We start from the raw sequence: 15,899 nt of genomic DNA on the forward strand, positions 1-15,899 counted from the left end.
CGCCCAATATCCTAGCACACATGAGGAGAGCGCCCATGAGCGTGACCACCCGCCGCGAAGAAAACGTCGGCTATGTCGAGATCAACAACGCCCCGGTTAACGCCATTAACCAAGCGGTGCGCCAAGGCTTGCTGGATGCCGTGCGGTGGGCCGAGAAAGAGATGTTGGACCGCGTGATCGTGACCGGCGCGGGCCGCGCCTTTGCTGCCGGGGCCGACGCCAAGGAGTTCGACAAAGCGCCGGTGGAACCTCATTTGCCCGATGTGATGAATGCCATCGACGAAAGCTTCGTCCCTTGGGTAGCAGCGATCAACGGAGTGGCCCTTGGGGGTGGAGCGGAAATCGCCATGGCCTGCCGGATGCGGATCATGGCGCCGGGCGCACAGATTGGCCTGCCGGAAGTGACCTTGGGTGTGATCCCCGGTGCCGGTGGCACGGCACGCTTGCCGCGTCTTGTGGGGCTGGAAAAGGCGCTCGACCTGATTACCAGCGGCAAGCCGATGCGTGCGCAAGCGGCGCTGGACGCGGGCTTGGTCCATATGATCGATGAGAACCCGGTTGATGCCGCCTTTATGGTAAACACGGAAGAATTGGGCTGCATCGTGCCGACGTGGGAATTCAACCCGCCCGAAGCGGATGCCGATGTCCTGTCGGCGGCCCGTGATCGCGTGGCCAAGAAGATGTCGGGCCAGATCGCCCCGCAGCGCGCCATTGATGTGATCGAGGCTGGCCTATCGCTGCCGTTCCACGAGGCGCTGCCCATTGAACGCGCCGCCTTCATCGAGTTGAAAGGCGGCGATCAGGCCAAAGCGTTGCGCCACATCTTCTTTGCCGAACGCGGTGCCAAGGCGCCCGCTGATCTGGACGCGGCGCCGGTCGCGCTCGATCACATCGCCGTTGTCGGCGGCGGCACCATGGGCGCGGGCATCGCCTACGCTTTGCTGAACGCGGGCCTGCGTGTGACACTGCTGGAAACGGACGCCGATGGGGTAGAACGCGCCAGGGCCAACGTCGAAAAAATCATCGAGGCAAGCCTGAAGCGCGGCATGATTGACGCGGCGCGCGCCGACGATCACCGCGCTCGCCTGACGCTGAGCCATGATTATGCGGATGCGGCCAGCGCGACCCTCGCCATCGAGGCCGCGTTTGAATCCATGGAGGTCAAGCGCGACGTCTTTGCCAAGCTGGAAGCGGTCATGGGGGCGGATGCGATCCTTGCCTCCAACACCTCCTACCTTGATGTGAATGAAATCGCGGGCTGCGTCTCGGACCCTTCCCGTGTGGTGGGGCTGCACTTCTTCGCGCCTGCCCATATCATGAAACTGCTAGAGATCGTGAACGCCGATGCCACCAGCGATGTGGCGCTGGCCACGGGCTTTGCGCTGGCCAGGAAACTGCGCAAGGTGCCGGTATTGGCGGGGGTCTGCGATGGCTTCATCGGCAACCGCATTCTGGCCCGCTACCGCGAGGCGGCAGACACGGTGTTGATGGACGGCTCCACCCCGTGGGAGATTGATGAAGCCATGGTCGCCTTCGGCTACGCCATGGGCCTTTATGAAACCCAAGACCTGTCCGGCCTTGATATTTCCCACGCCAATCGCCGTCGTCAGGATGCCACGCGCGACCCGAACCGACGCTACATTCCCATTGCGGACCGGATGGTTGAACTGGGCAAACTGGGCCGCAAAACCGGGGCAGGGTGGTATCGCTACCCCGGTGGGGGCGGCAAGGTGGAAGACCCCATCGTGGCCGATCTGGCCCTTGAGGAAGCGCATTTCGCCGGGATCACCCGCGTTGAATATTCCGAGGATGAAATCCGCGACCGCTTGCTGCACGCGATGATTAACGAAGCCGCAGACATCCTGCACGAAGGCATCGCCCAATCGGCCCGTGATATCGACGTGGTCACGGTCTTTGGCTACGGCTTCCCCCGTTGGCGCGGGGGCTTGATGCATTTCGCTGATACGCTCGGGGCCAAGGCGATTGTGGCGCAGCTTGAAGAATATGCCAAGGAAGACCCGCTTGTTTGGAAGGTGTCGCCGCTTCTGCTGCAATGCGCCAAGGAGGGCACGGCGCTTGCTGATGCGACGCCTGCGCCATGAAGCATCGGCTGCTGGGGCATTCCGGCCTGCGGGTCTCGGAACTTGCATTGGGCTCGCTGAATTTCGGCGAGGCCAAGGCCTGGGGCGCGGACAGGGAGGCATCCCTTGCCGTCCTGTCGCGCTTTGCCGAGGCGGGCGGAACCCTGATCGACAGCGCCCCAAATTATGCCAAGGGGGCCGCCGAAGAGATCATTGGAGAGTTCATCGCCCCGCGGCGCGATGAGGTCGTGGTTTCCACCAAATATACCGCCTCAAGCAGCCCTCATGTGCTGGCGGGGGGCAATAGCGCACGTACAATGGTGGCTTCGGTCGAAGGTAGTCTGAAAAGGCTAAAGACGGATCATATCGATCTGTTTTGGCTGCATTTTTGGGATGGAACGACGCCGCTGGAAGAAATCCTGAAGGGCTTTGACGCGCTGATATCTTCGGGCAAAATTCGCTACATTGGTTTCTCGGACGTGCCAGCCTGGTTGGTCAGCCGGGCGCTGACGATGTCAGAGTTTCGCGGGTGGGCCCGCCCGGCGGCGGTGCAGGTGGAATATTCCCTTGCGGCCCGCGAGGCGGAGCGAGAGTTTTTGCCGATGGCCGCCGCCCTCGATCTTGGTGTTGTCGGCTGGGGCGCGCTTGCCGCAGGCGCGTTGAGCGGTGGCAGCAATCCGCAGCGACGTCCGGCGGACAAAGTGCCAAGCCACATCCGCAAGACCGTAGAAGCCGTCAGCCAGATTGCTGATGAGGCGGGGCTATCCCTGCGCGAGGTGGCCCTGCGTTGGCTTCTGCGTTCCGGTCAATCGGCCCCGGTGATCCCCCTGATCGGGGCCCGGAATGAGGCACAACTGTCTGAGAGTTTGCAGGCGGCAGACGGCCCCATGGATCAAGCCCTTGCGGATCGCTTGACCGAAGCCACGGCCCCGCGCCTCGGCTTCCCCCATGACTTGATAAACTCGCCTTATCTGCGCCGTTTCGCCCTTGGCAAAGACAACGAGATGCACCCCTTCCGGCCCCGCGCCTAAAGGGGACAAGCTACCAGTTTCGGCAGTAATCCGGCGCGGCTTCTAGCTGTGGGTTTTCATCCTGAAGCGATTGGCAAGCTTCGTGCTGTTTACAAGCTGCGCAGCGCAAAACCGCAGATCGCAGGGCGTTTGCGTTCGCGGTGGAGGTCACGGCCTCTGTCCCCGGAATATTGGTTCCCAAACGCTCTGCCATGCCCGTCATCAGGGTGCAGCTTTCGTCGATCTTCTTGAAGAACATAAGAAATCTCTGTGTGTTGGTTTGATTGCGTTCATTGTGGCCGCATCTGCGGGGGCTTGCTTTGATCTGTGTCAATACCGCCGAGGGGAGGTTCTCTTGACGGTTTAATTTAATAAGTATACGTATTATATTTGGCTAAACACGGGGGGAGTGCCGCGCGATGCAGTATCATTTGGAAGGGTTTCGCCCCGGTGACCCCAGCGTCGCAAAGGCTGACGCAACCGCCAACGCGAAGACCGCTCAGGTCGATGTCGCAATCATCGGTTGTGGCCCTGCGGGCCTGACGCTGGCGGCACAATTGGCGGTGATTGGCGGGTTGTCCGTGCGGATTTTTGACCGCAAATCCGGGCCGCTGGAAGTTGGCCAAGCCGATGGCATTGCGTGCCGCTCGATGGAGATGTTTGAGGCCTTCGGCTTTGTGGACCGTGTGCGGCGCGAAGCCTATTGGGTCAATGAAACAACCTTTTGGCGTCCCAAGGCGGGGGCTGACGGTTTGCGGCGGGCGGACCGTATTCAGGACGTGGAAGATGACCTTTCCCACCAACCCCATGTGATCTTGAACCAAGCGCGTATCCACGATTTCTACCTTGAAGTGATGCAAACCGCACCGGCGCGGCTGACCCCAGATTACAATCGGGATCTGACCTCACTAACGCGGGAAGAGGGGGCGGAATACCCGGTGACGGCGGTGTTTGATTGCCTCGATGCGCCGGGCCAGACGGAAACGGTCCAAGCGAAATACGTGGTTGGCTGTGATGGCGCACGAAGCGCGGTGCGCCGTTCGTTGGGCTATGCCTTGAAGGGCGAAGCGGCGCGGCAACTTTGGGGAGTGATGGACGTTCTGGCTGTCACCGATTTCCCCGACATTCGCCTGAAATGCGCCATCCAATCGGCGGCGGCGGGCAGCATCCTTCTGATCCCACGCGAGGGCGGCTATATGGTGCGCCTCTACATCGAGTTGGATGCGCTGCACGGCGATGAGCGCGCCGCCGATCGTAACGTCACGGCGCAGATGTTGGCGCAAAAGGCCCAAGCCATTCTGGCCCCTTACAGCTTCGATGTGAAGGAGGTGGCGTGGTGGTCCGCTTACGAGATCGGGCAACGGGTCTGCGACCGTTTTGATGACGCGACGGGCCCGGATGGTAATGACCAGCCGCCGCGGATCTTTATTGCCGGTGATGCCTGCCACACCCATAGCCCAAAAGCGGGGCAGGGGATGAATGTGTCGATGGCGGACACGTTTAACCTTGGGTGGAAACTGGCCTCGGTCCTCAAGGGGCAGGCGCGGTCCGGGTTGTTGTCCACCTATTCGTCCGAGCGGCAGGCCAAGGCGCAAGAGTTAATCGACTTTGACCGCGACATGGCGCGTTTGTTCAGCGAAAAGCCCAAAACGCCCGAAGAAGAAGCCCAGTTTCAGCGCTATTTCCAGACCCATGGCCGCTACACGGCGGGGGTGGAAACAACCTATGCGCCGTCGCAGATTGTGGGGGAGGCGACGCATCAGCATTTGGCCCGCGGGCAACGCATCGGCAAGCGCTTCCACTCGGCGCCGGTAATCCGGCTGGCCGATGCCAAGCCCCTGCAATTGGCAGAATGTCTGGAGGCCGATGGCCGTTGGCGGCTGATTGCTTTTGCAAGTGCCGATGATGATGGCGCGGCAGGCGGCGGTGTGGCGAGGCTGTGTGAGTTCCTCTCAGATGACCCATGCTCACCCATCGGGCGGCACCGGGCTGCGGGCGAGGATGCGGACGCCGTGATTGATACCCGCGCGGTGTTTCAGCAAACTCACCGGAGGCTTGACCTCTCAATCATGCCGCCGCTGCTTTTGCCGCGAAAGGGGCGATTTCAGCTACTGGATTACGAAAAGATATTTACGGTCACGGGGGACCCCGCCCAAGACATCTTTGACATGCGCGGTATTGATCGCGGTGCAGGCGCGTTGGTCGTCATTCGCCCGGATCATTTCGTGGCACAGGTTTTGCCGTTGGATGGTTTCGACGCACTCGCCCAGTTCTTTGACGGTGTCCTAAACAATTAGGTTGCTCTTGCTGATACCAAGAAAAACGCGCCAGGAAATCAATCGAGGCGCGTTTTTCCAGGGAGGTATCAGTGACCGGTGGGCGGCGGAATATCCGCCGTTTCCGGTTTCTTTTTTCGGGGCCCCAAGTAGATGATGGAGCCAATCGACATGGCGAGCAAAACCAGTGCGATGGGGTGGCTGAACAGCTCGGTCAGGTCGTCGTTGGTAATCAACCGTGCACGGACTACGGCGCTTTCCAGTTGCGGCGTCAGAAGAAACGCCACAATGAACGCCACGATGGAATATCCGAAGGACCGCATCAGGTAGCCGAAGAAGGCTGCTGTGATCATCACGAACACGCCGAAGGTCGCGCCGGTGATAACAAACGACCCGGCAAAGCAAAGCAACATCGCGGCGGGGTAAATCACGGTGCCGGGGGCCGACACGATCAGGGCCCAGAACCGCATCCCGAATTGACCGATGCCAAGGTTGCAGAAGTTCGCCACAAGCATGGCTCCAAACATCCCGTAGACCAATTGCGCCTGCTGTTGGAACAGAAGGGGTCCGGGTTGAATGCCGTGAATGATGAAGGCGGAGACCAGCAAAGCGGCAGCGATGTTGCCGGGGATGCCAAGGGTGAGTAGCGGGATCAGGTTTGCCCCGACCACGGCGCTGTTGGCTGTTTCCGACGCGGCAATACCGCGTGGGTCCCCTTTGCCGAAAGACTCGGGGTCTTTGGCGGCTTGCTTGTTCACCGAATAGCTCAGGAAACCTGCCGTGGTAGAGCCGAGGCCCGGAATAGCCCCAATAACCGTGCCAATGAAGAAGGCGCGCATGGCGACGAAACGGTTGGCCCAGAACTCCCCGAAGGTCACGACGTTATCTTCGCGTGCGCGCCCTTTGATCGAGATGGCAGATGTTTGCGTCTTGTCCGAGCTCCGCATGCCTAACAAACCCACCAGAACCCCGCTCATGGCGAGTGCGCCGATGCTGACCGCCGTCAGAGGGACGCCGTCGTAGAGCTCTAGAATACCGAAGGTAAAGCGCGGTGTGGCCATGCCCGGATCAAGGCCCACAGTGGCCACAAGGATGCCCAAGGCTGCCGAAATCAGCCCCTTGATCATGGAATCTCCGACCAGGCCGCTGATGACGGTGAAGGCCAGGATCATAAGTGCCGTAATCTCGACCGGGCCCATGTTCAGGGCAACGATGGCCAAGGGGGCGGCCAAAAGGATCAAGATGATATCGCTGGCCAAGTCGCCGGAAACGGAATGGTACAGCGCGTATTTCATCGCCTTCATGGGCTTGCCGTTTTTGGCCATCGGGTGGCCGTCCATCGTGGTGGCCGCAGATTCCGCCGACCCCGGCACGTTAAGCAAAATCGCCGGAACCGCGCCGCCAATCGTGCCCCCTTTGTTAACCGAAATCAGGAAAGAGATCGCCGCAAGCGTATCGAGCCCGTAGGTCAACGGCACCGCGATGGCCAACGCCATGATGATGCTCAGGCCGGGGATGGCGCCCACGATTTGGCCAAGGGCCACGCCGCCCAGAATGAACAGCATGTTGGTCGGCGTGAAGACATCCGCGAACCCGGCAAGCAATAGTGAAAAATCGACCATGATGGAGGCTCCTCAGGGCGAATGTTAAGACAGGGACCGAGACAGCAGAACGGTGAACAGGAACCACACAAAGACCGGCACGCCGATCAGCGTTGTTGCCGCCCAAAGCGGGCGACGTTCCCGTAACAGCACAAGGCTCGCCATCATCAGCCCACAGGCCACCGGAATAAAGCCAACCATGGGCAGCAGGAGGGCCGCCACCACGAGGGCGCCGATGAAACAGACAAAGCCAAAGACCTCTCGCCCATCGGGGGCAGAGCCGCCGGGGCGGGCCAGCACAATCTGTGCAAGCCCTAACCCGGTGATGATCCAGGCCGCGGCCCGCGGGAACAACGATGGGTCCAGCGGGTTACCGGGCATCGCGGTCACGTAGCTTGGCACAAGCCACAACAGCAGCAGTAGGCCAAACCCGAAGACAACGATGCCCTGGATGCGATCGTTAGAGATCATTGGGCGAAATGTGCGCCGTAGAAAGCCGAGGCTTCTGCGACCCATTCAGCAGTGCCTTCGGCCCCCATGTTGCCCGGTACGGCAGAGCGCCCGGCAAGGAACTCGACATAGGCGTCGGACGAGGTGACCTCGGCCAGCGCGTCGGCAAGGCAAGATTGGACCTCGGCCGGTGTTTCGCTGTTCATGATGAAGATGATGTGACCTTCAATGGACAGATCCACGCCGCTTTCCATCGCTGTCATGGTGTCTGGGGCGTAGCTGGCGCGGTTCTCAGTAAGGGTGGAAAGCTGCGTCATGGCGCCTGCCTCAATCTGGGGCACGTGCGCGGCACCTTGGATGGTGGCATTGACGTGGCCGCCCAGGGCCTCTTGCAGCGCTGCGGCAGAGCCTTGGCCAGGGACGGCAACCAGATCAATATCGAAGTGCTCGGCCAGAGTCGTGACTGCGATCGTGTGGCTAGACGCCCCAACGGAAATCGTCGCTCGGCCATTTTCCCGAGCAAATTCAACAAATTCCTCAAGGGTGCTGTAGGGGTTATCGGCCAAGGTGACCAAGCCGTAGTTCAACACCATACCAGTGCCGAGATAGGCGAAATCATCATGGGTGTAGCCGATATCGGCGTTCACGTGGGGGTTAATGGCGACAGTAGTGTTGCTGACGACACCAATGGTCAATCCGTCGGCTTCGCCGTCAAGAAGGCTCCGCGCCATTACGCCGCCACTGGCGCCGGGGCGGTTATCGACCACGATTGTCCAACCGGTCGCCGTCGCGATATCGCTGGCCACGCGGCGCGCCACGGTGTCGGTGCCACCCCCTGCGCCATAGCCCACAAGAAAGTTCACATTGCCGCCGGGGTAACCCTCGGGACAGGTGTTCGCGACAGCTGCTGTGGCCATGGCGCTGGTCATCGCGGTGCCGATGAGTAGTGATTTAATGATGTTCATGATCGTCCTCCCAATGTTCAATAAGTTATAAACATAGCCTTTTGGTTCATGCAAAGCATTTTTTACGAATTTTCGGAGTTGGACCGAGCGATGGCGGGTGAAGTTACTCTAAAAGCTATATTATTAGATGTTGCGCTTGTGCTGATATTAGCTCTGTGCGAAAACAGCGGGGTATTCAGCCATCCTTTGCCGTCTGGAAAGATCGCCCATGACCTTAGAAACGCTCTCGGTTACCGTTGATGAGTATATCGCAACCGTGACCATCAATCGCCCCCCAGTGAACGCCCAAAACAACAAGCTTCGGGAAGAAATGCAGCTTGTTATGGATAGTCTTGGGGATCGGGCGGACGTGCGTGCCATCGTGTTGACCGGCGAGGGGAAAGCCTTCTCCGCAGGGGCTGATCTGTCCGAGAGACCCACGCAGGAACCGGGAAATTACACCGCCCATAACCGCCGCGTTCGCGCGAGCTTTGACTGCATTATGGAATGCCCGAAGCCGGTGATCGCCGCTGTGAACGGCCCCGCGATTGGCGCGGGCTGTGTGACGGCGCTGTGTTGCGATATCCTTGTGTTTTCCGAGAAGGGCTACCTTCAAATGACCGAAGTGAACGTCGGTCTTGCGGGCGGGGTGGCGCATGTGCGGCGCCATTTGGGCGAATCTGATGCGCGCCTCATGTTGTTGTCGGCGCGGCGTATGTATGGGCCGGACCTCCTGCGGATGGGTGTCGCCTCGGCCTGTACTGCGCCTGAGGCGTTGCTGGATACGGCCATGGGCATTGCGCGCGATATTGCCAAGGCCAGCCCCTCTGCGGTGCGAGCGGCAAAGGCCTCGTTCCAAGTGACCGAAGGCCAATCGGTCTATGAGGGCTATCGGTTTGAGCAGGGTCAGACCAAGGCGTTGTCCACCTCTGCCGATAGCGCCGAGGCCATGGCCGCCTTCCAAGAAAAACGTGCGCCCGTGTTCAAACCTTGAGGGGGACGGGTATGACGCGCAAGCCTTTGGTCGCATTGCTGGGTTCTGTTCCTCCGGACCTTCGCGCCGGGGTGGCGGCTGATGTGACATTGCTGGACGCAGAGGCATTGGCGGCGCTGTCTGACGCAGAACGTGCTGGGATCGCCATCGGGCTGACCTCGGCCATGGGAGGGGCGCGGGCCGACTTGCTGGTGCAGTTGCCCGGGCTGCGGATGATTGCCAGCGTCGGCGCAGGCATTGACACTTTTGATTTTGACGACCTGAAGGCGCGGGGGATCACTTTGCACCCGACGCCCGATGTGATGACGGAAGACACCGCCGATTGCGCTGTGGCGTTAACCTTCGCGCTCTTGCGCAACGTCGTTAGCAACGATCGTTTTGTGCGCAGTGGTCAGTGGGCGGCTGCGCGTCCTGCCCTTGGGCGGCGATTGGCAGAGCGTCGCATTGGGATCGTCGGGCTTGGTCGCATCGGCGGGCGGGTCGCCGATAAACTCGCCGCTTTTGGGTGCCAGATCTCCTACACCGGGCGCAGCAAGAAAGACGTGCCTTGGGCGTTCGAGGCCGACCTTCACGCTTTGGCGGCATCAGTAGATGTGCTTGTGCTGACCTGTGCCGGAGGAGACGCGACACGCGGGATTATTGACGCCGATGTCCTTGGAGCGCTCGGGCCGCAGGGGTATCTTGTGAACGTCTCTCGTGGATCTGTGGTGCAGGAGCCTGCGCTGATCGCGGCGCTTGATAGCAGCCAAATTGCAGGGGCGGCTTTGGATGTGTTCGAGAATGAGCCAACACCAGATGCTCGGTTTCTGGACCTGCCCATCTGTATTCTGTCGCCTCATGCTGCCGTGTTCACGCACGAGAACCGCCGAGATTTAATAGCAGAAATCAAACGATTGCTGACGCAAAGCCTGTAGCCAGCCAGATGCGTGCTTGATTTAGCAAAGGGAGGAGCCGGAAATGGCAATCACAGATGAGATGATCCACCAGGCCACGAAAGAGCTCTACTCTCGGGCGCTGCGCAAGGTGCCGGAAGACGCCAAGGCAGCGTTGGCTGCGGCGATGAAGACTGAAACCCACGAGACGGCACGCCATACGCTAGAGCTGCAACTGCGCAGCGCTGAGTTGGCCGAAAAGAAAGATCGTTTCGTCTGCTCTGACAGCGGGGTGCCGGTGTATTTCGTGAAGGTGGGCGCGAAAGCGGATTTGGACTGCGATTTCAAAGCCTCGATCAGGGCAGGCTACGAAGACCTCGTTGAAACCATCGAACCGCCGCTGCTGAAGCATGTGACCAACCCGCTGACGTTAGAGCGCGGCTATCACGGCAAGGATATGCCCATTGTCAGCTATGACTTCGAAAGCGGTCAGGACTACGTGGAAATCATCTGCTCACCCAAGGCGCTCGGCTCCGGGCGGTGGGCCGCGATGGAGTTGTTTACCTTCCCTACGTTGGAGGAGATCGAAACCTATATCCTGGACGTCGCAATCAAGGCGGGCGCACAGCATTGCCCGCCGGTGGTGATGGGGATCGGTATCGGTGGCACTTTTGACTACTGCGCTGGCATGGCTAAAAAGCAGACGTTGCGCCCTTTGGGGCAGGTCAACCCAGACCCGACCCTCGCGGCGATGGAGGAACGCATTTTCAAGGCGGTCAACGCCTTGGGTTTCGGCCCCATGGGCACCGGCGGAGATACCACCGTGTTGGGTGTGCACGCTGATTTTGCCAGCGGTCACGGCTTTACCCCCGTGGCAGTGGCCTTCAATTGTTGGATCAACCGCCGCACCAGTGTGAAGCTTTGGGGCGATGGCCGGATGGAGTATGGCGAATGAGCATGGTTGAGCATGAACTAACCCTTCCGCTAAGCGAAGACGCGGTGCGTGCCCTCAATGTCGGCGATCTCGTTTATCTGACCGGAGAGATTTACACGACCGCAGGCATGCCCACCCATGACCGCTTGTTGGGCTGTCTTGATGGGGTGGAGCCTTTGCCGTTTGATTTGAACGGCGCGGCGATGTTCCATTTGGGTAGCCTGAATGAAGAGGCCGACGATGGATCGCTACGGATCGTCTATATGAACCCCACCACCAGCACGCGGTTTAACCCTCATATGCCCCGTTTGATCCCCGGCCTTGGCCTGCGGGCCACTGGTGGGAAGGGCGGCCTGAACGCCGAATGCGCGGCGGCAATGAAGGAAGCGGGCTGTGTCTACCTCGCGTTCTTGGGAGGAGGGGCCGAGATTATTACCGCCGGGATCAAGAAGGTCACGGGAATCGGCTGGCCGGAAATGATCTCTCACTACCGGATCGCCCGTATCGAGGTAGAGCGATTGGGGCCTCTGACCGTGGGAATCGATGCCCATGGAAACAGCATCTACGACCAGACGACAAACGCCGCTTTGTCGAAGCGAGAGGCTATTTTGGATGAGATGCGGGCCGCAAGAGACGCCTTGTAACGCATAGGGCAATCGGCAAAGTGCGTCGATCGCTTTGACTCAGCGACAGGTCGTTAAGTTTTTCCTTGCATCGGGCGGCATTCTTGTAAAAGCTATATGAATAGCTTTTTGGCGAGTGCGCGGGGTAATGCGCACTAAAGCCACTTAAACGGGAGGAATACCAGATGTCTAATCAGATCAAAATCACCCTCGGCCGCACGGCGGCGGCGCTTGCAGTGGGGGGGCTTGCTATCCTCAGCGCGGGCGCCGTGGCCGCACAAGAATTCCCAAACCAGCCCGTAACGCTGGTCGTGGGCTTCCCACCCGGCGGCTCCACCGACGTTGTGGCGCGTATTCTGGCCGAGCATATGACCGAAACATTGGGTCAGCCCGTTGTTGTCGAAAACCGCCCCGGCGCCGGTGGCACCGTGGGCATCGGCCATGTCGCCGCCTCCGAGCCTGATGGCTACACCCTTGGCGTCAGCGGTGTTGGCGCGTCGATCCTGATCGATGCCATGGGCCGTGAGCCGGGCTATGATTTCGACAGTGAACTCGATGTGATCGGCGTGATGGGCACCCTTGGTCTTGTCATCGCAGGCCGCAATGGGCTGGAGGCCGAGAACCTCTCGGATCTCATCGCGACAGCTGCCGCTGATCCAGAGGCGCTGGCCTATGGCACGTCGGGTGTTGGGACGCCGGGCCACTTGGCGATGGAATATCTGCTAGATATCGCCGGTGTCGAGATGCTGCACATCCCTTATCAGGGCAATACGCCGTTGATGAACGACGCCCTTGGCGGCCACGTCGATGTGGCGCTTCTGACAACGCCGGGCGCGGCGGAACAAGTGCGGGCAGGGGGCATCGTGGCCTACGCCGTATCCTCGCCTGACCGCTCGCCGTTGATGGAAGAAGTGCCTACAGTTTCCGAATCTGGGTTTGAAGGCTATTCCGCAACTTTGTGGAACCTTCTGGTCACGCCCGAAGGCACGCCCGCCGATGTTCAAGCGACACTTTCTGACGCTCTGAACGCTGCGATGCGTGATCCTGAAGTGTTGGAAAACTACGCCGCAGCAGGCCTGTCGCCGTCTCAGACAACACCGGAGGAAGCGACGTCCTTCCATCAAGCCAACCGTGAACAATGGTCTGGCGTGATTGAGCAACTGGGCATTGCCGAATAATCTAGGTTGCGGGGCCATCTTAGCGGGTGGCCCCCAATCCTTTCGCCATGGGTCGCTGCCCTTTCAGGGGCGTTGATCCGAAACCTTTGGCAGGTAGAGACCATGAACATCTTATCGCTGCGTTTCATCGTCGCCGGCATCCTTGCAGTGCTTGGAGCGGCGGCTTTCATCATTGCGCTAGGCTATGACTTCGGATCGGCCCGCCGTATGGGGCCGGGGTATTTTCCGGTCGTTCTGTCGGGGTTTCTGACCCTTCTGGCGATCAGCGAAATGATTACCGCCGCGTTGAAGCCATCCCCGCCGATCTCGGTGGATTGGCGCCCGTTTCTGGCCATTCTTGCCGCCGTCGCGGGCTTTGCCGTGACGATGTATCTTTTCGGCATGATCCCCGCCTTTTTCGTGGTGATCGGGATCACGACACTATCTGAGAAACGCTTTGGTTGGGGCGCAGCACTGATCCTGGCCGTAGTCACCTCGACGGGGGCGTGGCTCCTGTTTTCCCGCTTCCTTGGCATGACAATGCCGCTGTTTGATTGGCCATAACCGCTATGTGGGACAATATTCTTCTGGGTTTCGCCACGGCGATGACGATCGAGAACCTGATGTACTGCTTCATCGGGGTGTTTTTGGGTACCTTTATCGGCGTCCTGCCCGGTCTCGGGTCGCTTGCCGCGATTTCCATGCTGCTGCCGATGTCCTTCTATCTAGAGCCGACAACGGCGCTAATCCTTTTGGCGGGCATCTACTATGGCGGCGAATACGGTGGCTCTATTGCCTCGATCCTGCTGAACCTGCCCGGGACGCCTTCGGCGGCGGTCACTTGCCTTGATGGCAACCCGATGGCGAAACAAGGCCGCGCGGGCGTGGCGCTTTTTGTGACGGCAATCGCCTCGTTCACCGGCGGTTCTGTTGGCGTGATTGCGCTGATGGGCTTTGGCCCGACGATTGCAGAAGTGGGGCTGAGTTTTGGTCCGGCCGATTACTTTGCCTTGATGCTTTTGGGGCTTGTTGCAGCTGTGACTGTGGGCGGCGGGTCAATCGTGAAGGGCCTGATTATGGTGGTGCTTGGCCTGTTGCTAGGCACCGTCGGCACCGATGTTACCTCGGGTGATTTCCGCTATACCTTTGGCTTTCTGGAGCTGCGCGACGGTGTCAGCCTTGTGGCGATTGCCATGGGGTTATTTGGGATCGCGGAAGTTGTCAGTTCGGTCCGAGAGGCAGGCACCCGCAAGATCACCGAACCCGTGACAATGAAAAGCATGATGCCTACCCGCGACGACATGCGCCGCACCGTGGGGCCCATGGCGCGCGGCAGTAGCATCGGCGGCTTCTTAGGCGCTTTGCCCGGGGCGGGGACGGTCATCGCGGCGTTCTTGGCCTATGCGACGGAAATCCGTTTAGCCAAAGATAAAACCCGCTTTGGCAAAGGCGCGATTGAGGGGGTAGCAGCCCCTGAATCCGCCAATAACGCCGCCGCCCAAACTGCCTTCATTCCGACCCTGACCATCGGCATTCCCGGCAGCGCCACGATGTCGATCATGTTGGGGGCTTTGATGATCCACGGGATTACGCCGGGGCCGCTATTGGTGTCAGACCATCCCACGATTTTCTGGGGCCTGATTGCCAGCTTCTGGATCGGTAACCTTTTTCTGCTGGTGCTCAACATTCCGTTGATCGGGCTTTGGGTGAAGGTGCTTCAGTTCCCCTACAAGTATATCTACCCGGTGGTGATCGCCCTGATCTGTATTGGCGTGTTCTCGATGCGGACCAGCGTGTTTGACGTGGGGCTTGTGGTGATCTTCGGGGGCCTCGGCTACCTGTTGCAACGCACTGGGTATTCCGCCGCGCCGCTTATTCTGGGGTTTGTTCTGGGGCCCATGCTGGAAGAGAACCTACGCCGTGCCATGTTGCTGGCAAGAGGTGACGTCATGCGCGTCGTGTCAGATCCGTTGACGGGCACGATTTTGGCAATGTCTGCGCTGATGCTGCTATGGGCGATCTTCGGCGGTGTGCGCGGTGCAATGCGGGCGCGCCGCGACCAGGGCGTGCCACCTGGTGAAGCCTAGGGAACCAGCGGGTCGACCTCAGGTTAGCTTGATTTCGACCCGCACCATATCGCCCCGATAGATGCCGTTGGCGATCAGTGCGACGGTCCCATCTTCGGCCACGGCAATCCGTTGCACATAGGCAATCGGGTCGCCTAAAGACACGCCCAATAGTTCGCTGACTTCTGGATCAGCCGAGCCGATGGTCAGGATTTGCCGCGCATCGACGATCTTGAGGCCGGGGATATCGGCAATGAGCCGCATCGAGGTTTTTGCTGTGAAATCAGCGGGATCGATCTTTTCGCTGACCCGTTCGTCGATGAACACATCAGCCAACAAAAAGTTTTCTCCGTCGCGGCTGTGGCGGCGGCGCAGGTGCAGATAGGAATCGGCAAGTTTACCGACGTCGGCCGGATAGTCGGTAGGCTTGGTGCCGGTTTGGGCGCTGAGCACTTCCAATTCCGCATTGTCGCGCGACATCAACAAACCGTTCCAATCGGTCTGCACCTCACACCAGAGGTCGCGGCGATTGCTTTTGCGGACAAAGGTGCCCTTGGCGCGGAAGCGTTCAATCAGGCCTTCTTGCTCCAGCAGGCTCAGGGCTTGGCGGATCGTCATATTGGCGACGCCACATTCCTTAGCCAGCTCCTCTACCGTGGGAATGCGCGAATCCACGGGCCATTCGCTGGTCTCGATCCGGCGGCGAAACAGGGCGGCTAATTGCAGATAGCGGGCGACGGCGCTTTTGCGGATCGCGGTGGCGGCTTGCGATGGTTTGCCTGTCTCGGGCATCGGACTCTCCGTCTTAAAAAGGGGCCGGGCAGCGCCGACGTACGGACTAATCGTCCAGTTGTGCTAGCTTATTGCGTTTTGCGTTGAATGCGCAAGCTA

The 15,899-nt window shown here is 60.0% G+C and carries 15 protein-coding genes; 10 read left to right on the forward strand and 5 right to left on the reverse strand.

The window, feature by feature from the left end; translation table 11 throughout:
* Window positions 1-35: 35 nt before the first annotated feature.
* Window positions 36-2,102, forward strand: coding sequence for an enoyl-CoA hydratase/isomerase family protein (locus tag K3728_08870; GenBank protein ID UWQ97305.1), 2,067 nt, complete (start codon window positions 36-38; stop codon window positions 2,100-2,102).
* Complete coding sequence (locus K3728_08875) at window positions 2,099-3,112, forward strand: aldo/keto reductase (protein ID UWQ97306.1); 1,014 nt, start codon at window positions 2,099-2,101, stop codon at window positions 3,110-3,112. Before K3728_08870 ends, K3728_08875 begins: the two co-directional genes overlap by 4 nt.
* 10 nt (window positions 3,113-3,122) lie before the next feature.
* Here K3728_08875 and K3728_08880 read toward each other — a convergent pair whose 3' ends face one another.
* Entirely contained in the window at window positions 3,123-3,350 is a 228-nt protein-coding gene (locus K3728_08880) for an adenylosuccinate lyase (GenBank protein UWQ97307.1), read from the reverse strand.
* A gap of 160 nt (window positions 3,351-3,510) precedes the next feature.
* Here K3728_08880 and K3728_08885 point away from each other — a divergent pair, with 160 nt between their 5' ends.
* Window positions 3,511-5,388: an FAD-dependent monooxygenase gene (locus tag K3728_08885; protein ID UWQ97308.1), complete on the forward strand. Its 1,878-nt coding sequence runs from the start codon at window positions 3,511-3,513 to the stop codon at window positions 5,386-5,388.
* Between the two features lie 68 nt (window positions 5,389-5,456).
* Here the strand turns inward: K3728_08885 and K3728_08890 are convergent, their stop codons facing one another.
* From K3728_08890 to K3728_08900, 3 genes are read right to left on the reverse strand one after another with little or no spacing between them, the layout of a single operon-like run.
* The gene (locus tag K3728_08890; protein ID UWQ97309.1) at window positions 5,457-6,989 is read right to left on the reverse strand and encodes a tripartite tricarboxylate transporter permease; all 1,533 of its coding nucleotides are present in this window, start codon (window positions 6,987-6,989) and stop codon (window positions 5,457-5,459) included.
* Between the two features lie 24 nt (window positions 6,990-7,013).
* Window positions 7,014-7,439: a tripartite tricarboxylate transporter TctB family protein gene (locus tag K3728_08895; protein UWQ97310.1), complete on the reverse strand. Its 426-nt coding sequence runs from the start codon at window positions 7,437-7,439 to the stop codon at window positions 7,014-7,016.
* Window positions 7,436-8,383 (reverse strand): tripartite tricarboxylate transporter substrate binding protein, encoded by a 948-nt coding sequence (locus tag K3728_08900; GenBank protein UWQ97311.1) that lies wholly within the window; start codon window positions 8,381-8,383, stop codon window positions 7,436-7,438. The genes K3728_08895 and K3728_08900 overlap by 4 nt, the downstream gene beginning before the upstream one ends.
* A gap of 208 nt (window positions 8,384-8,591) precedes the next feature.
* Between K3728_08900 and K3728_08905 the strand changes: the two genes are divergently transcribed.
* From K3728_08905 to K3728_08935, 7 genes are all read left to right on the forward strand, one after another.
* Window positions 8,592-9,356 (forward strand): enoyl-CoA hydratase/isomerase family protein, encoded by a 765-nt coding sequence (locus K3728_08905; protein ID UWQ97312.1) that lies wholly within the window; start codon window positions 8,592-8,594, stop codon window positions 9,354-9,356.
* An 11-nt stretch (window positions 9,357-9,367) separates the two neighbouring features.
* A complete protein-coding gene (locus K3728_08910) occupies window positions 9,368-10,270 on the forward strand; it encodes a 2-hydroxyacid dehydrogenase (protein ID UWQ97313.1) in 903 nt (300 codons plus the stop codon).
* A 43-nt stretch (window positions 10,271-10,313) separates the two neighbouring features.
* Window positions 10,314-11,183: a fumarate hydratase gene (locus K3728_08915; GenBank protein ID UWQ97314.1), complete on the forward strand. Its 870-nt coding sequence runs from the start codon at window positions 10,314-10,316 to the stop codon at window positions 11,181-11,183.
* Entirely contained in the window at window positions 11,180-11,806 is a 627-nt protein-coding gene (locus K3728_08920; GenBank protein ID UWQ97315.1) for a fumarate hydratase C-terminal domain-containing protein, read from the forward strand. Before K3728_08915 ends, K3728_08920 begins: the two co-directional genes overlap by 4 nt.
* Before the next feature lie 164 nt (window positions 11,807-11,970).
* The gene (locus K3728_08925) at window positions 11,971-12,963 is read left to right on the forward strand and encodes a tripartite tricarboxylate transporter substrate binding protein (protein UWQ97316.1); all 993 of its coding nucleotides are present in this window, start codon (window positions 11,971-11,973) and stop codon (window positions 12,961-12,963) included.
* Between the two features lie 102 nt (window positions 12,964-13,065).
* Window positions 13,066-13,506 (forward strand): tripartite tricarboxylate transporter TctB family protein, encoded by a 441-nt coding sequence (locus K3728_08930; protein UWQ97317.1) that lies wholly within the window; start codon window positions 13,066-13,068, stop codon window positions 13,504-13,506.
* A gap of 5 nt (window positions 13,507-13,511) precedes the next feature.
* Complete coding sequence (locus K3728_08935) at window positions 13,512-15,029, forward strand: tripartite tricarboxylate transporter permease (GenBank protein ID UWQ97318.1); 1,518 nt, start codon at window positions 13,512-13,514, stop codon at window positions 15,027-15,029.
* Between the two features lie 18 nt (window positions 15,030-15,047).
* Here the strand turns inward: K3728_08935 and K3728_08940 are convergent, their stop codons facing one another.
* Entirely contained in the window at window positions 15,048-15,800 is a 753-nt protein-coding gene (locus K3728_08940) for a GntR family transcriptional regulator (protein UWQ97319.1), read from the reverse strand.
* Window positions 15,801-15,899 lie beyond the last annotated feature (99 nt).

The sequence above is a fragment of the Rhodobacteraceae bacterium M385 genome, from assembly GCA_025141835.1.
Lineage (GTDB): Bacteria > Pseudomonadota > Alphaproteobacteria > Rhodobacterales > Rhodobacteraceae > Gymnodinialimonas.

Coding starts and splice junctions, on each gene's coding strand:
- K3728_08870 (UWQ97305.1), top strand. CDS start 36: ATGAGCGTGACCACCCGCCGCGAAGAAAACGTCGGCTATGTCGAGATC.
- K3728_08875 (UWQ97306.1), top strand. CDS start 2,099: ATGAAGCATCGGCTGCTGGGGCATTCCGGCCTGCGGGTCTCGGAACTT.
- K3728_08880 (UWQ97307.1), bottom strand. CDS start 3,350: ATGTTCTTCAAGAAGATCGACGAAAGCTGCACCCTGATGACGGGCATG.
- K3728_08885 (UWQ97308.1), top strand. CDS start 3,511: ATGCAGTATCATTTGGAAGGGTTTCGCCCCGGTGACCCCAGCGTCGCA.
- K3728_08890 (UWQ97309.1), bottom strand. CDS start 6,989: ATGGTCGATTTTTCACTATTGCTTGCCGGGTTCGCGGATGTCTTCACG.
- K3728_08895 (UWQ97310.1), bottom strand. CDS start 7,439: ATGATCTCTAACGATCGCATCCAGGGCATCGTTGTCTTCGGGTTTGGC.
- K3728_08900 (UWQ97311.1), bottom strand. CDS start 8,383: ATGAACATCATTAAATCACTACTCATCGGCACCGCGATGACCAGCGCC.
- K3728_08905 (UWQ97312.1), top strand. CDS start 8,592: ATGACCTTAGAAACGCTCTCGGTTACCGTTGATGAGTATATCGCAACC.
- K3728_08910 (UWQ97313.1), top strand. CDS start 9,368: ATGACGCGCAAGCCTTTGGTCGCATTGCTGGGTTCTGTTCCTCCGGAC.
- K3728_08915 (UWQ97314.1), top strand. CDS start 10,314: ATGGCAATCACAGATGAGATGATCCACCAGGCCACGAAAGAGCTCTAC.
- K3728_08920 (UWQ97315.1), top strand. CDS start 11,180: ATGAGCATGGTTGAGCATGAACTAACCCTTCCGCTAAGCGAAGACGCG.
- K3728_08925 (UWQ97316.1), top strand. CDS start 11,971: ATGTCTAATCAGATCAAAATCACCCTCGGCCGCACGGCGGCGGCGCTT.
- K3728_08930 (UWQ97317.1), top strand. CDS start 13,066: ATGAACATCTTATCGCTGCGTTTCATCGTCGCCGGCATCCTTGCAGTG.
- K3728_08935 (UWQ97318.1), top strand. CDS start 13,512: ATGTGGGACAATATTCTTCTGGGTTTCGCCACGGCGATGACGATCGAG.
- K3728_08940 (UWQ97319.1), bottom strand. CDS start 15,800: ATGCCCGAGACAGGCAAACCATCGCAAGCCGCCACCGCGATCCGCAAA.